This window comes from Citrobacter sp. HN-141 (assembly GCF_033341895.1).
Lineage (GTDB): Bacteria > Pseudomonadota > Gammaproteobacteria > Enterobacterales > Enterobacteriaceae > Citrobacter.
The window spans coordinates 210,516-225,989 of record NZ_JAWPBF010000009.1; the positions used below are offsets into that span (position 1 = coordinate 210,516).

General features: G+C 51.7%; 19 protein-coding genes. 1 reads left to right on the forward strand and 18 read right to left on the reverse strand.

Annotation, left to right across the window (positions count from 1 at the left end; translation table 11 throughout):
- Positions 1–33: 33 nt before the first annotated feature.
- Entirely contained in the window at positions 34–567 is a 534-nt protein-coding gene (locus tag RYZ59_RS13345) for a DUF4236 domain-containing protein (protein WP_000505900.1), read from the forward strand.
- Here RYZ59_RS13345 and RYZ59_RS13350 read toward each other — a convergent pair.
- The 18 genes from RYZ59_RS13350 to RYZ59_RS13435 all read right to left on the reverse strand — a co-directional run bounded on the left by RYZ59_RS13350 (position 553) and on the right by RYZ59_RS13435 (position 15,346).
- Entirely contained in the window at positions 553–1,497 is a 945-nt protein-coding gene (locus tag RYZ59_RS13350; protein WP_318048506.1) for a hypothetical protein, read from the reverse strand. The genes RYZ59_RS13345 and RYZ59_RS13350 overlap by 15 nt on opposite strands.
- Positions 1,497–1,832: a hypothetical protein gene (locus RYZ59_RS13355; RefSeq protein WP_163449128.1), complete on the reverse strand. Its 336-nt coding sequence runs from the start codon at positions 1,830–1,832 to the stop codon at positions 1,497–1,499. Before RYZ59_RS13355 ends, RYZ59_RS13350 begins: the two co-directional genes overlap by 1 nt.
- Before the next feature lie 12 nt (positions 1,833–1,844).
- A complete protein-coding gene (locus RYZ59_RS13360) occupies positions 1,845–2,651 on the reverse strand; it encodes a phage baseplate protein (protein ID WP_163449129.1) in 807 nt (268 codons plus the stop codon).
- Positions 2,651–4,237 (reverse strand): hypothetical protein, encoded by a 1,587-nt coding sequence (locus RYZ59_RS13365; RefSeq protein ID WP_318048473.1) that lies wholly within the window; start codon positions 4,235–4,237, stop codon positions 2,651–2,653. The genes RYZ59_RS13360 and RYZ59_RS13365 overlap by 1 nt, the downstream gene beginning before the upstream one ends.
- A gap of 153 nt (positions 4,238–4,390) precedes the next feature.
- Positions 4,391–4,819, reverse strand: a complete 429-nt coding sequence (locus tag RYZ59_RS13370) for a hypothetical protein (RefSeq protein WP_032935527.1) — start codon at positions 4,817–4,819, stop codon at positions 4,391–4,393.
- A gap of 8 nt (positions 4,820–4,827) precedes the next feature.
- Positions 4,828–5,259, reverse strand: coding sequence for a hypothetical protein (locus tag RYZ59_RS13375; protein WP_116360024.1), 432 nt, complete (start codon positions 5,257–5,259; stop codon positions 4,828–4,830).
- Between the two features lie 10 nt (positions 5,260–5,269).
- Entirely contained in the window at positions 5,270–6,772 is a 1,503-nt protein-coding gene (locus tag RYZ59_RS13380) for a DUF3383 family protein (RefSeq protein ID WP_318048479.1), read from the reverse strand.
- Positions 6,773–7,261, reverse strand: coding sequence for a hypothetical protein (locus RYZ59_RS13385; protein ID WP_099530769.1), 489 nt, complete (start codon positions 7,259–7,261; stop codon positions 6,773–6,775).
- Complete coding sequence (locus RYZ59_RS13390; protein WP_085348082.1) at positions 7,258–7,614, reverse strand: hypothetical protein; 357 nt, start codon at positions 7,612–7,614, stop codon at positions 7,258–7,260. Before RYZ59_RS13390 ends, RYZ59_RS13385 begins: the two co-directional genes overlap by 4 nt.
- The gene (locus tag RYZ59_RS13395; protein ID WP_318048487.1) at positions 7,611–8,183 is read right to left on the reverse strand and encodes a hypothetical protein; all 573 of its coding nucleotides are present in this window, start codon (positions 8,181–8,183) and stop codon (positions 7,611–7,613) included. The genes RYZ59_RS13390 and RYZ59_RS13395 overlap by 4 nt, the downstream gene beginning before the upstream one ends.
- A gap of 15 nt (positions 8,184–8,198) precedes the next feature.
- Positions 8,199–8,561, reverse strand: a complete 363-nt coding sequence (locus tag RYZ59_RS13400; RefSeq protein WP_181498258.1) for a DUF4054 domain-containing protein — start codon at positions 8,559–8,561, stop codon at positions 8,199–8,201.
- A 14-nt stretch (positions 8,562–8,575) separates the two neighbouring features.
- Positions 8,576–9,544 carry a DUF2184 domain-containing protein gene (locus RYZ59_RS13405; protein WP_115601954.1) on the reverse strand — a complete coding sequence of 323 codons (969 nt, stop codon included), beginning with the start codon at positions 9,542–9,544 and terminating at the stop codon, positions 8,576–8,578.
- A 3-nt stretch (positions 9,545–9,547) separates the two neighbouring features.
- Positions 9,548–10,039, reverse strand: a complete 492-nt coding sequence (locus RYZ59_RS13410) for a hypothetical protein (RefSeq protein WP_115601953.1) — start codon at positions 10,037–10,039, stop codon at positions 9,548–9,550.
- Positions 10,036–11,181: a DUF2213 domain-containing protein gene (locus RYZ59_RS13415; protein WP_318048491.1), complete on the reverse strand. Its 1,146-nt coding sequence runs from the start codon at positions 11,179–11,181 to the stop codon at positions 10,036–10,038. Before RYZ59_RS13415 ends, RYZ59_RS13410 begins: the two co-directional genes overlap by 4 nt.
- 3 nt (positions 11,182–11,184) lie before the next feature.
- The gene (locus RYZ59_RS13420; RefSeq protein ID WP_318048493.1) at positions 11,185–12,036 is read right to left on the reverse strand and encodes a phage minor head protein; all 852 of its coding nucleotides are present in this window, start codon (positions 12,034–12,036) and stop codon (positions 11,185–11,187) included.
- Positions 11,993–13,336: a DUF1073 domain-containing protein gene (locus RYZ59_RS13425; RefSeq protein ID WP_318048496.1), complete on the reverse strand. Its 1,344-nt coding sequence runs from the start codon at positions 13,334–13,336 to the stop codon at positions 11,993–11,995. Before RYZ59_RS13425 ends, RYZ59_RS13420 begins: the two co-directional genes overlap by 44 nt.
- Entirely contained in the window at positions 13,336–14,754 is a 1,419-nt protein-coding gene (gene terL / locus RYZ59_RS13430; protein ID WP_142879117.1) for a phage terminase large subunit, read from the reverse strand. The genes RYZ59_RS13425 and terL overlap by 1 nt, the downstream gene beginning before the upstream one ends.
- Complete coding sequence (locus RYZ59_RS13435) at positions 14,720–15,346, reverse strand: terminase small subunit (protein ID WP_142879118.1); 627 nt, start codon at positions 15,344–15,346, stop codon at positions 14,720–14,722. The genes terL and RYZ59_RS13435 overlap by 35 nt, the downstream gene beginning before the upstream one ends.
- Positions 15,347–15,474 lie beyond the last annotated feature (128 nt).

A 15,474-nucleotide genomic window follows, 5' to 3' on the forward strand; every position in this document is an offset into this window, starting at 1 on the left:
TGCGCCAGCGTTTAATACTAAGGAGAGTCACTCATGGGATTCAAATTCAGACAGCGCATCAAAATTGCACCAGGCATTCATATAAACATAGGTAAAACAGGCATAACTAGCGCATCAATTGGTAAGGCTGGTGCTACCCTGAACGTTGGTAAAAAAGGGGTAAAGGCAACCGCAGGCATTCCCGGTACCGGTTTGTCTTACACGAGTGGAAACTTGCTCGCGGGTCAAAAGAACTCCACCGGTAAACACGCTGAGAACGTAGAGGAACAAGCACCTGAGCGGCTTGGTTTCTTTTCGGACTCAACGTTGTTAGAGGATGGTCAGGAAGATATTCAACCACCTCGCCCATTGGTCATGGTATTAACCCATAAGCAATTTAGAAAACTATCAACCGAGGAGAAAACGGCATTTAAAAATGCAGGTGGTAAGGTGAAGTTTTCAATAGGCGAGAAAATTTTTATTCTCACAGTCATTATTTTTGCTCTTGGCTGGCTTTCAGATCGTCACCCACCAGAAAAAACCAATTCCAGCGTAACGCAAGAAGTAAAATCTTCAGTTAACAACTGAGTAATTTCCGGCAGGCTGGCATACCACCTTCTGATACCAGGCTGCCCCGTTGTTCTGCCCGCTGGTTTCAATCTGGTATATCTTATAAACCCCGTTTAACGCGGGGTTCGTCACGCTTTCAACAGCGCAAAGCCCACCGATCACCAGCATAGGATTCAGTTTCGTATCGAATACGATCTGCCCTTTCGAGGATTTGGCTAAGGTACTCGAGTCAGTATCTTTTTTGCCTGCCGGATCGGTGTCAGGCTCATTGGTTGGCGTTTTAGCCTTCTTCCCGCCGTCATCCTGTGCGCTAATCTTCGTTGCCTGAGGTGTGTTTAGGAGGCCGCTACGCGCGTTCACGACCGGGATATTCCCCGAAGTCACTTCATTCTCTTTCAGAATATGAACGCGTTCATCTTTGATGAAAAATGACTCGTCAGGCGCAAGGGTATCGGTAAGAATTTTACTGGAGCTACCTACCAGAACCTTCGGCCTGATAAGCGCCTGTTGCTTCGTCACAGAGCCTTTTTTCGTGTTTGGCATGTCCTGCAAAACGGAATCGACGACCTGATCCTTACCGCGCACCGTGCGCGATGTGAAGGAATTGATATAGTCGTGACCGCCGTCTTCGCATTCAAGGCTGACGATGTGGATCGCACCTTCACGTTTTACCGCCCCGCTTTTAACCGAACCCTGAAATACCTGGCGCAGCTTGCCGTCGTAACCCACCTCGAGGCGAACGGGGATATACTTCTCTTCATCTTCGGACTTGAGCAATTGCAGGCGCGTGGAGGGCTTTAAACCGTTGAGGGACACACTCAACTTGCCGAGTGACTTCTTGTCCACGGTTTCCAGCGCCTTGAATGACATGGTGATCGGTGGCTCGATAATCACTGCTTGATTGCCGATCCCCACCGTCAGCCGGTAATCACGGTAAAAAGTATCCATCACGGCACGTCTCCCCCGCGAATATCAATCATCTCTTCCGGCGTGACCAGATACATTTCGATGCGACCACTGGCGAAGTCGTCAGCCCGATATGGGTCAATGCCGGAGCTGTCGGTACAAAGTAACGCGATATCGAAAGGCCAGTTCTTATGACGAAAATGAAGCGTTCCCAGCGACAACTTTACGCCATCGATGTAGTCATCGTTGTATTCCACGCGCATTTTCCACATTTCAACCGTGGGCAGATAACGAATAGTGACCACAGCCTCACCACGGTCAAAAATCAGAATATGCCGCTGGATAGGTTCGTCAGTGATGTTGGTTATCGGATCCATACGTTGATCTCATTAGAATAAAGATTTCGCCGCCCCTTTTAACGAGGTCATGACTGATTTTGACTGGCTGGTCCCGTTACTTTTTTTAGAATTATCAGCGGGCGTCTGCGCCCCCTTATTAGCAACGCCTGCCGTTTTTGATTTAGCAGCTGCCGAGGGGGATTTGAAATGCTGCTCAATCGCGGTGGTAGTCAGTTGCGTGAAGGTGATTTTTGTAAAACTGGCTTCAAACTTAGTTTCCATCGTTTGATTGTCGGTACTGATGATAAGGCCGCTTAATGCCATATTTTCATGAGTGCGATAATCCACCTCCACGGAAATAAGCTGCTTGCCGTAGTACACCCCCTCAATGAAGTCGAGAAATTGCTCACGTATACCTTTAGCGCCACCAGTAGACGGGTTGCCCACCAGCCCAAACAGGTCGGCTCCTTTATCAGCCAGGCGTTTTGCCTTTAAGATGGCCTGCTCTGCGCGATCGGCAATCTCATTCATTTTCTGCAACTGCTGCTGCGTCTTTGTGGGGATGTACTCCAGCACCTCGCCATACTTCGAATAATCTGGCATCAGGCTAAAAGAAGAGTTTGGTTTCGCATCGACATAGATATCGGCAACAACACCGCTGATTTTTATCGTCAGCGGGCCATTGATAATATCGTCTGACGCGTTACTACCGTCTTCCAGCACGTCTACCGGAACCTGAGATGGGTATTCAGTAGCGTCGCTAACTCGCGCAAACATTGAGAACCCGCCGATCCCTACCTTTTTAACAGTATCTTTGCCCGAAGATTGCGCCTGCATGAGGCCGTCTAGAATTCCCATCAACGCCCCCCTCTGCCGCTCAACCGGTTGGCATCTTTCATGTTTTGTTGCAGGTTATCTGCCGCGGTATTCCCGGCCACAACCGGATCGGATGTGTTGATGTGAATCGTGTTCTGCTGGCTGACATTTGAATTGCTTGTCATACCTCCACCAGCGAGACCCACCGCCGCATTCATGCCGTAAGGAATACCATCAGGACTCATGCCACCGTTACCGCCGCCGGTTACCCCCTGCTGCTGTTCATCCTCACCGAACCCTAAGAAAGATTTTGTCGCATTCCAGGCATTTGAAGCAGCATTGCTGATCGTGTTTTTAATGGTCTCACCGAGGTTTGCGAACAATCCCATCACCCACTGCATAAATTCATCAAACGGCTTTCTGAGCAGAGCGACACTTTCAGTGAAAGATTTCACGACATCATCCCATGCCCCCTGAAAATCACCTGTGACCAGCTTACTCAGCGCGCTAAAGAGCAGTTTGATATTCTCAATACCCTGTTTGAATACCTCGATGATGTAATCGACCACCACCATGACCGCGTCTTTAATCGCCAGCAAACCGGGGACGATATCGATCCCCCATGTGTCTTTAAAGAAATCAGCAATAACGCTTTGGCCGCCTTCCATAGCCGTTAACAGGTCATCGATAACGAGGATAACGCCCAGGATTGCTGCAGTGAGAAGGACTACTGGGGACATCAGCACACCCATTACCGTTGCAAGCCCGCCAGTGACAAGCCACCAGGCAGAGAAAGCGATAGTGATAGCAGCGACAATTGGTAGGAAGCGGCGGATCATACCCATAACGGAAAAGATAATTTCCCCAAGATGGGCCAGCCCGTTTTTGATGAGATCCTTATTAGCAATGAGAAAGTCCGTAAACCCATCCACCAGGTCTTTCAGTACCGGCACAAATCCGACGGCAACCTGAAATTTGATACCATCAAATCCTTTCCCTAGCGTGGTGAGAGAATCGTTATAGGCAGCGAACTGATCTGCCTGGTCTTGCGTGACAACACCGAGCGCCTCAGCCTTGTTCTGCAACGAAGATATTTCTTCGCCAGTCATGGATAACAACTGAACCATGGAACGGTCGATACCCATCTTATCCAGTACGGAAAACTTCTCTGCCTGGCTCATGCCGTGCAGCTTGTCGGCCAGTTCACGAAATATCGCATCGGAGTTTTTTACCTGCCCGTTCATATCCTTGAACTGAAGTCCCAGTCTTTCCGCAACGTCTTTAGCTTCCCCCTCTCCGGTAGAAACAAACTCCCCCACTCGTTTTGTCATCTCACCAAGCGAAGCCTGCAACGCATCAACACTTGAACCATTTACGGACGCCGCATAGCCCAGTGTCTGAATGGTCTCGATTGCTACGCCCGTTTCCCGGGAGAACTGGACCAGGGGATCAATAGACTGACTGATAGACGTCACCCAGCCAGCAACCCCTGCTGCCGAACCAGCGATAGCAGCCCCAAGACCGGTAAGCAGACCAATAGACGCTTTCAGATTCGCATTGAAGGTTTCCTGCGGCGCCAGATCACCGATAAAGCCGAATTTGGTAATAAGCTCGTTAACTATCGCCATTCCGGGCTTTCTCCATCTCGTAGTGTTGAATGTCTGCGCTGATATTCTCGAACTCAAGCATGTCAAACAGCTCAGGTGTGTCTAATTTAACAAGTTCGTGATAGGGGCCGTATCCGGCCTTTGATAGCGCCAGATACATGCTCATGTCGTCGCTTATGTTCGAGGATTTAACGTAAATTTCTGAACGTCTGGAGCTTCTGAACGTGAGTTCATATTGCTCCCGCCCATAAAAGGCAGGCTGATAACCTGAAGCGCTGTTGTGATTAGCATGACGTAATCACCCGGGAAGGATTCGAAGTGTTCCTGCTGCTTGGACAATTGCACACCATCAAACAGAACGTAATCGAACATCAGGCGCTCAATTTCCTCGAATCGTTCTGAGTCAAGAAACTCCAGAGACTGTCGCGATAACTCAGAGGCAATGCCTGTGAAGAAGGCAAAAACCTTGCGACGTTTTTTGTGTGTCATCGCTGCAAAGTCGTAGCGGTTGCCGTTAATCTCCGCAAAGCCGTCCTTGTAGACGGCTTTAATCATCTCAAGCGCTTTCCGCTGCTTTTCTTTCAGTTCTTTGTCATTAACCATGGGATACCTTATACATTGCGCACGACGTTACGGAACTCGATGGTGTACTCCATCAGTGCATTAACGTCCTGGTTGTTTTTTGTTTGCGTCGGTTGCGTGGTGATAGAACCAGCCTGTAGATCGTAGGTTTCCTTCAGTGCCGCACCGTCGCGCACGAACGACTCTTTGACTGAGCCGTTAAGGACAACGGGGATCGCCGAGTTACGCTGCTGGTTGAGCCAGATATCATCGTTAGAAAACTTCTGGACGCGTATCACCATCACATGCACCCCGGCATCGACACGCCCGGAGATTGTGACGCCGTTATTCGCACTATTAGCACGACTCGTAAGCGGATTAGATGGCGTTAACGTGACGTAGTCCCCCACAGCGATATCCGTGATGATTCGCCCATTCAGAACGATGGTCGCGGTATCTGCACTGATAACAATCTGAGACATTTACCGCTCCTTATTTATTGAAATTGATGATGATATCGGCACTGTGAACAGCACCAGCATTCTTCACTGCAACCTGAACAACCGGGGATTTGCGTTCCTGCCTGTCTGCGGTTGACTGGTCTTTCAGATCACCGGCCAGCACGTAATACCCGTTTTGCTCGATATTTCGCAGAAACATTTCCCGATCCCCAAAGAAGTCAGGCAGCGTCCAGGCTCCCGGATTGAACACACCAGCACGAACAAATCCGACCGTGGTCTTTTCAACACAATCCTCTAACTGATCGACACCGTAGTAGGTTTGCGGGACTTTAGTCGGCGTGGTTTTAAGGAGGTTGAAGGAATCCGTCTGCACTGCGTCAACGTAGGCCATCAGGTTATAGACGTTGTCGACAAAATCATTGGCACCGCTCGACAGCACGCAGGGAACGTCTTTAATCGTGGTGTAGATGTCGAGACCTACGCGCTTCGCTTTGTCGATCTCCGTCTGCTCATAACTTTCGGCCGGCACATTCATCGTTTTGAGGTGCAAAGTGATTGCAGTGCGCTCTCCGTTGAAATTAACGGTATGCGTGCGCGCCATATAGCTGACACCAAATTTCCGGTTGCCTGCTTTGCTGTAGAGCATGCGGAAATTACTCTGGCTGGCGAGTGTGACCGCCCATGCCGGATTAGACGGATCAACTTCCAGAGCAGCGGAGCCGGTAAACGTCTCATACACGATTACCGCGTTCGCTTTAGCCCATGAAGCGATCAACGGCACCTGCGCATCGAGAATTTTGTCGATGAAGGCCGCGCCTTTTACGTTGACCTGCGCTTTGAGTTTGCTGAGAGATTCCAGTTGGGTTTCCGGAGAAACCTCTGTTGATGCACTGCCGTTAGTCTGTGATGCGCCAGAACCCTCAGCAATCGCCAGCAGATCACCAATAAAAGAACCACCGGCGATCGCTTTCGAAAAACCAACCACAGAGTTAGCCCCTGTTGATTTGCTGGTGATTACAATACGGCTGCCATCAAAAACAACCGATGCGACCGCTGACGTGATTTTCGTCTGGATTTGGGCGATAACATCTGCCAGTGTCGCCGCCGTCATGCCATTAATTACAGTCACATCGTGCTTCGTGCCGTCAATCTCAATACTGAATGACCAGTCAGACTTCTCACGTAACGCTGGCAGTACGACTGCCTGAGAAATCTCACCGCCACGCAGTACACCGCTGGTCGCGGGCAGAGTTTCCCCGGCAGCATTCCAGTAACCGACGATCAGCGTGCCGCCTGCGGATACCGGGTTAGGACTGGTCCCGAAAAACACATTCGCAAAAGCCGCGGTGACCGAAGAAGCCCCCCAGTCCTGTTCGACAGCAGGTGCGCTTTTGTATGAACGCCAGCGTTCAGCGGTGCTCAATACCCCCGTCTGGCTGGTCAGAATTGCGCAAACGTTGATGTTATCTCGCGCCGCCGCCCGTCCCTCTTCGAGAAGCGTCACATTAATGACGTTATTAATTGATGCCGACATTTACTTGTCCTCTAAAAATTGAAACTGCGGCGTATCGATGCGCAGTGTCTGCACGTCCCGCGCAGGGGCATACTGAACATTGAAACTCAGGTGAACACGGTTGCCGTGGGACTGTCCCAGAAGTTGCCCCACATCGATGATGTTTGAGACGGCCATGATGGTAAGTGAATGCGTGCGGCGCAGTTCGTTCGCGTGCTGGCTTTCACTCAGCATCAGGAAGCTTTCAGCGTTGACGTAAGCCTTATCCCCGTAAAACTCCAGGACAATCGCGTGGCTCACTGAGGCGCTATAAGTCATTATTTCAGCGTCACCATTAAAGCGCTGGCCCCGGGCCAGCACTGATTGCGGTAGTGAGCCGTTTACCACGATATAACTGGTGGAAAAGTCGGACGCCTGTACGTTACGACGGTCGAACTTGATCAGTTGCTCGTCGTAGCCCAGAAGGTCACGCACGAAACGCGCGACCGCTTTCAGGTGGGGTTGTGTCATGGCGTTGGCACCAGTAGCGGGAGCCGGGTTTCCTCGGCGATGACAGCGCAGAATCCGTAATCCATAAAATCGGCCGGGGACACGACTTTGTAATCCTTGCCTCCCTTCTCAATAAACTGACCGGTTTCAATTTTCAGCCGTGCATGAATCAGCAGATATTCTTTCGACCAGTCCAGGCTATCCAGCGTCAGATTCTCTTTGTTCGCACTTTGCACCACCGCCAGAATGTCCTGGCTGCTAACAGTCACGGACGGTTCAAAATCGATGGTGGTTTCAGTACGGGTTTTGAGTTTTACAGGCTGTTCCCAGCCGATTAACGCGTCGCTCATATCAAGGTCTGATAAGTCGCTCACTTACGAACCTCCCACGTTATGGCACCACGCAGGGCGCCTGTATCAATTAACGGCGCAGACGATCCTTTAGCCTTTTTAGTTGCAGCAGTGATATCTGGCCACGTGCCATACCCGGCAGTCTCAAAGGCCTTCACGCTGATATTTCGCGCCGTCGCGCCTATCAAATTTAATGCGGTGTCAGCATCCATACGCCCGGAGCCTACGGCTTCACAGGCCTTTTCGATTGCCCGGTTAATTTCCGACTTTTTGAGGGTGAAAGGAGCACGAAGAAAGGAGCGTTCGGGAACGGTTATCTTGTGGGCTGCCGTAAAGCCGCTAACCGGTCCCATGAAGGTCTTGCGGGTGAAAGTAGCTTTTCCACCGGTTGCCATATACCCCGTCCCGCCAGGGTGATCAATTTCAGCACCGAACTCGTGAACCGCACCAATTTCAATAATCGATGTTCCGTCATCGTGAGTTTTATTACCCACCTTGCCTGCTGGCAAACCTACTGCAACGTAATGCGTTTTCATCGCCTGCAGGTTCTTCAGGTATTCGGTGGTAAGTTTTAGCGTTTCTTCCGGAGTCATAAGCCTCCTTATCAGCTATCGTATTGCCAGTACATGCACACCTACCAGCTTACGAAGCCTCAGGTACTCCTGTCCGAATGAGCTTGAGCCGTACCCGTCATGGCTGGTCCCAAACCCGGCATCGGGCGCAGAGTAACCCAGAGACACGCCTGCAACGGATCGGCTGGTGATTGTCTGAACAGGCTTGCCATTGCTACTGCCCGATGGAGTGAGCGCGCCAGCCGCATACAACAGATGCGCCGCTAAAGCATGAAGTCCTTGCTCGTAGAGCTTGTTCCATACCTTGCGACTCATCTGGTTAGCTGCATCCTGTAGCGCCCCCTCTATGCGAGCAGGGGCAACACTGGCGAACTCGGGGTAACGAACGGTGAATTCCATGCTACCCCCTGTGATTACTCTGCCGGTGAGGATTTGTAATCGACATACACGGCAGACTGCGGCTGTTTCCACATCGCACCACCGAAGGCAGAACGATAACCACACTCGTAGGTCAGCAGATCACGCTGTCGTGCTGCCAGCAGTTCCGGCATATGCACTTCCATTTCCACGTAGTCCTCGTCGTAGGTATAAATCGCCAGGCGAGTTTTACCGGACTTGATGCCGACCGCGTAGTTGCTCGGGACTTTAACAAACGTGATGTTGAAGGATTCATTGCCTGAAGCCTTGCGCAGCGCCGCCATAATGCGATCCATTGCCGCAACTGGCAGCAGGTCAGCACCTACAATCTTCGCGTTCGGGTCGAACTTCTGCATGGCGAGCATAAAGTCGCTGGCATCCATTGCGATATGCGTTGGCTGGATACGATAGCCGGATTTGCGCCATGCCGCGTTGTAAGCATCCAGCACCAGTTTCACGAACTCATCAGAGGTCATTTCGGCAATGGTTTTCCCTGACGTGTCGGTGAGAAGTTGAACCTTCACCCCTGTCAGCAACCCTTCCTGGCCTTTAACGCCGCGATGACCGACATAACCAGCATACTGAATGGTGGCAAGGGCGTTGGCATACAGATCATCCTGCTTTTTGGTCTGCAGGTTGATGTTCAGACGTGCGATCTTCTCCAGTTCCTGCTGAGTCCAGGTTGCAGCTTTAGCCCACTGGCCAACAGGCGCTTTCAGCCATTCGATATCACTATCAATGGTTTTCAGGCTGTTTGTTTTGTTACCAATGATGCCGTCTTTAACCGACCCGACCACCTCTGACACGCCAAAATCCACGTATTCCAGAGAAAAATCCAGGCCGTCTTTAACCGGAAGGGCTTCACCGATGTTGATCTCCGGCAGTTCTTTTTCCTGCAACTGCGTGTCACGCTCGGTGAGCGCCTCCTGCAGCACTTCTTCGAAATCTGCTGATTCCATAGGCATTGGTTATGCTCCTTCCGTCTGCTGAACTGCCTGTTGTACGTAGCCCAGGGTGATAGCCACGCAGTTATTACCCGCGCTCACATCTTCCACCCAGTAGCCCAAATCAATGTTGCCGGCTGCTTCTGTTGTCACCTTCCCGGCATCGGCACCCGTCGCCACGATGTAGGCCGCCGCGCCACGAGTAAAATCAGCGTCATCGACTGTCAGCGCGCCAACACAATCGCCGTGGGAAAAATGCCCAACGTTGACCTGTTTGTTGTGCGGTGCACCGTCGCCGTAGATATCACGCACCACAATCCCGTGAATGCGTTTGCCAGCAGCGAGAGGCATCACGCCGCCGTCCGGGTTGACAGCTACGAACGTGCCGTAGGGCAACTTCGTTTCTGTCAGATTCTCTTCACCCCAGACTTTGTCGTTTGAGCTGGAGGCACGTTTAATTGAACCCGGTTTAATAGTGCCGTTGGCACCATCCCAGTCAGTAAAAGACATAGTTATTTACCCCCAAGGCGTTGAGTTGCGGTTTTAGTGCTTTTGTTCGCTGAGTCGTTAAACAGATGAGCGCCGATTTCACTGCGTGGCTTCGAGGTGGCCTGAATAGCTGCATAAGCTGCACGGACTTCGCTGTCAGTCATTGCTTTAACCTCAGCATCGTTAAATGCTTTAGTGCTCACCAGTACGGCGGCGCGCACGTCACGCGCTGATTTGGCATCATTGAAGCTGACTTTAGGGAAACGGGCTTTCGCATCAGCCAGGGTGGCGCTGGTTTCATTGCCAGATTTCAGCTGCTCCAGCTCATCTTCCAGCGTTTTAACTTTCGCTTTCAGGTCCGCGTTTTCGGTTTCCAGCGCGGTGATTTTCGCGTCCTTGTCGTCACCACCAGCGGCAGGATCTTCATCGTTCGGCGATGGTGCCCCCGTCATGCCTTCCAGTTGAGTTTTAAGGTCAGCGAGTTGCGCCAGCACTTCCTGAGCCTTTGCCGTCGCCTCGTCAGTCCCTTGCCCCTGGAGTTCTGCCAGTGCTTTTTCCAGCGCGGCGATCATGCCGACCAGTTCGTCAGGAGTTAGCGCTGCACCGTCCGCATCCTTCAGTTTTTTGCCCTTCAGGAAACTCAGGGCGTCAGTTAATGTTTTGAACATCGGCTTACCTTTTTTGTCGTTTAACTTACACTGAGGCCCGTAGCGCCCCTCTGCCACGCCCGCGACATGATTGCCGCGAATGTTGATGTGGTAATACTTACCGCCCCTTTCCTCGAGTTCAGCAGGCTCATATCCAACGGATACTTCACGAATCCCCGTTTCTTCCAGCGTCTTAATTGCAACGGCATCCGTCAGAAAAACGTCGCAGACCACCTCACCGCCCTCGATACGGGTATTGGCGATATGACCGGATGCTTTGTCTTTGTGGTCTGCTGCGGTGACTTCCCCGTCGTCGGGGTGCGTTATGGTGAACGGGAGGCCATTGAATGAAGCGAGTGTTTCAGGTTTTGATAATTCGTCGAGGGTGCGGACAACGGTGATTTTTTTGTTGGCATCGCTGCCAGTTAATCCCAGTTCGTGACCGTAATATTCAATCGGCCCTGCGCGGGTGATCGTCGCAGTGGTAATCACATACCCCTGCGGTGTTCGTTTCCACTTCATTGATTAATCCCATGAGACGTAAGGGAGGGCCAGGCATCGGCACTGGTAATCTTCACCAGGTTTGCCGATAAATGCCCCGATGGTTGATCGCTTCTTCCAGGTCTTGCCGCCGTCGTCTGAATAGACTGTCGGGTCGGAGTATTTACAAAGCATGCCGTTCAGCACTAAATGGCTGTCCCGTTCACGCTCATCCCCTGTGCCGCTCCACTCGTAAATATCAAGGCCCAGCGCAGCGTTCCGGGCTTCCGTGAAGTCAGCGTTAAGTTTTGATGTCTGGTCGCGCGCGATGAATTTCGCGCGGCTTCGGGTAACTCCTCCGCGCTCTTTGATAATGTCGATCAGGTTTTCATGGCGGCCGCCGTCCTTCATATTGGCGAAAACCGCTTCGCCGATATCGTGGATAAAATCGGTATGGATGGATGTGATCAGATCAACGTTGTCACTTACCGCCTTTTCCATTTCCGGCTTTATCGCGCCATCGCCGAGCAAGCCGGTAAGGTCAATTCCAAAAGCCTGGAAGAAAGTGCGCTGCGTCTGTTCTTTGTTCTGAAAGTTCGCACGCGCGACGAACCCGGCAGAGAGCCTGGCGGCGACTTCCTTGATGGAAATGCTCGCCAGGCGCTGCATGACAGCGGCAAGTCGCGCCGTAACAGACAGCGGAGTGGTATCAGGTGCATCAGTAAGGGTAGGCTTGTCCAGCTCTTCAATGTAGGCCTGAACCATTCCGTCAATGAACTCTGTAAGCCGATCCCGGTACCAAACCTCAGCGCGCTTACTCGGTGTTGGTGGGCGCATCCTCCGGCGGCGAGGCTTACGCCGCCCCTGCTGGCGCTCCAGCAGCAGTTTTAGTTCCATAACCACCCCATGAACCAGAATTACCGCCAGTGCTGACGATCCCCTTAATTTCTTCTTCGGTGACCGTCTTCAGCACACCGCGGGCGATCATCTCGCGGATGGCTACCTCTTCGGTCAAAATCGATGAGGTCACCAGCGTGTTGAAGCCCGTCGCATACTGACCAAAGCGTGTCGCCTCTTCGGTTTCGTTGATGCTGTCGATTGACGGATATTCATACGAGAGCGAGTCAGCAACTGAAAGCCTGTCCAGAATGAACTTATCCGCGAAGTCCTGCATCGGCCGCAAGCGTGATTCCTGCATGCCGTTAATGGTTTCGTAATAGGCTTTGTTATCTTCTTCTCCGCTGCTGAACCCACTGGCAGACTGACCGAATAGCACGGTTATAGGCCTGTCGAGGGCGCCGGCCAGAACGGTAGCCATCTTGGTGATGACGTCAGACAGACCGGTGAACTGAGCGTTCTTCTGCTCATATCGCCCCTGACTTTCTGATGTTCCGGCATCAATAAGAAGCAATCCAGTAGATGATTTAGTCTCCTTCATCACGCGCGCATATTCGCGAACCTGACTTTCCTGCCCGGCAGCAATCTGGTTATTCATACCAGGCACAAACAGCACGTCAACGTTGGCTTCCTGAATGGTGTCACCCGTGCTCAGAATAGCGGTGTCGAACGTCTTGATGTGCTCGTATGGGGCTTGCAGATCTGATGTACCGAACTTGGCGCGGTCTTTAATGCTGTGACGACCAAGCTTTGTGCGCAGGCAGCGAGAGTGATGGAATTTAAGCTGTTTACTGCCTACATCGATCTGATATGTGAGTGGCTCTCCGAAGTGATCCGATTTAACGTCAGTGATGATGTTGCTATCTGGCGTGTACTCCCCTTTGCGGAACACCAGAAACTTAATGATTCCCTCACCCTGCAAATCCACTTCACTGGCTATCTGCTCATCAGCACAGTCTGTAACCGCCACGATGAGCGAGTCGCCCATCAGTGATGCCCAGCTCAGCGCGTTGTTGAACACCTGGCTAAGCCCTAGCTCAGTTTCTGTGTCTCTGATGCGCTGCTCAATGGTACTGTCAAAATCACCGGAGAACTCGCGCGGCAGCTTAAGCATGTCAGCAGCTGTCTTATCGATGTATTTCTTCACCACCCACGACTTTTTGTACATCGCGAGCAGCTCTTTATCCGGCACGTCTGGTCTGGTGCTGCTGTAACGCACCGCACCGATTTTCTCACCGAGTGAAGTCATTAAACTGACCAGGCCATCATTCAGACGACCAACAATATTTTTTTTCGCCATTACATGATGTCCAGTGGGCTGAGTGTTTTTCTCTGATACAAATCGCGTAGCCCCTGCGTCATTGCATCGACAACGTCATCGTTCGCGCCGACAGGGAACGTGGTAATTTCCTCGACCGTCTCGGTGATCCACGGTGCGATGTCTTTATGGGGAAGGAAAACGTTACCCGCTTCCCATACAGCGGTGATCGCATGCGCACGGGCAACTTTGCTGCCGTCCGGTTCAACAGGAACAAGCCCCGCAACGGTGCTTTTCAGCGAATCAATAACCGCCGGTCCGTTGGCTTTGTCCTCCACCAGCTTGCGCAGGCCTTTGGGGTATTCGTCGGCCATGCGTTTAACGGCTTTGAGTGTTGCGGTAAAGCTCATGCGCGCGCGCACCTGGTGAAGCAGATAAGCATTGGCGCCTTTTTTCCCCCATACCTGCCCGACAACGTAGTCGGTGCCCTCGCTGTCTTTGAAGGTCATATCCCAGCTATGGACGACAATATCGAAGTTGGTCGGCAAGTCTTTCGGGAGGTAATACTTGATCCACTCGTCTTTGAAGATTGAGCCACCAGCCTGTTTCGGTGACTGCTGGTACATTGCAGACCAGAAGTAATCCCCAAGAATGGTTTTGGTTTCGAGCAACTTTTCTTTCGGGTGAAGCTCAGGAACTAGCGCCTCACCTGATTCATTGATCGCAGGGAAAGCCAGCACTTTAGCGCGAGGTGTAATCTCTACCACTCGCCCAGACAGGTCGTCTGTAGCCCAGCGCGTCGCCATGATTATTTCGCCGCTGTTTTTCGACAGGCGGGTCTTAAACGTGGATACGTACCAGTTCCAGATGGATTTCTTTGTCGTCGGGCTAAGTGCTTCTTTGGCGTTTTTTATCGGGTCATCAATTATTCCGAGGTCAATCTTCTTGCCTGTCAGTGGGCCGCCAACACCAGCACAGACGTATGACCCTTTGTGGTTGGCGATGCTGAACTCGTTGGTGTTACGCTTTACAGCTACGCCGTCATTTGGCTTATTACCTAGCCATGCATCAGGAAACAGTTTGCGGTATTCAGGCGTAGACATAATCCGCTGCACATCGGCGTTCATATCTCCAGCCAGGTCAGCAGAGTATGACAGCGCACCTACACGCATTTCAGGGTACTTACCGAAGAAATACGCGGGGAGGTAACGCGAGACAATATCCGATTTGCCATGCTGCGGCGGTGCGCCAAGAATCAGTATGGGTCTGATGCCGCTCATCATATCCAGCAGGAAGCGATCGAGAGCGTCACAAACCGTCTGCGAGAATTTGCTCGTTATGTACTCTGGGTTGATGTACTGAATGAAGCTTTGAAGGCTGCTGCGCGCCCCCCTGCGTCTTAGCAACTCCTGCGCGGCCTGCTGCTTACTTACCACCTGCAATTGCGGCAAGCTGTTCATCGGTCAAATCCTCTGCGCTGACCTTGTGCTCATGCTGAATTGGGGATCCGTCTGGACCACTTAGCTCGGTCTTTTTAGGGGCGTCCCAACCCTCCATGTCACCAAGTTGCTTGATCGCTCCGCGAGCGTCATGGAGTTTTAGTTTGATGCCATCTTTCCCGGCAGTCAGTTCGGCGATGGCGTCGAGCATTTCTGGGCTATTTTTGACAGAATCTTTAAAGCGCCATGCAGCCTGAATAACTTCTCTACCATCCTCATCAAGCCCCATGTCGTGCTCTGCGAACTCAACAAGGTCAGTGATTCGAGCACGAGCCATAGATGTGAGACGCCTCAAGGCTTCCTCACGAGTCATGATGGCTTCGCTCACCAATTCAGATTGAACAGACTTAAGGAATGCCTGCACACCAAGATTTGTAAAGATTTGGCTAGCTGAGTTGCGTATAGCCTCAGGGCTTTTTGCCTTACCCTTAGCCGCCTTGTATGCATCTGTCTGATTCTTACCCTTAAGTATGGCTAGGGCGAAATTTTGTTGCAGCGGAGTCAGCGCATCGAAAAATTGCTGCTGCTCTACTGTGAGCTTTTTCGATGCCATGAGTTAATCCTGCTTTATGTGTTTTACGATGTCGCGGTGATAGCGATTTGCTAGGGAAGGTGCGAATAAGCAGGTCATTTCTTCCCAAGCTGACTCGCTGATTAAAATTTCGCGGATCTGGGCCGATT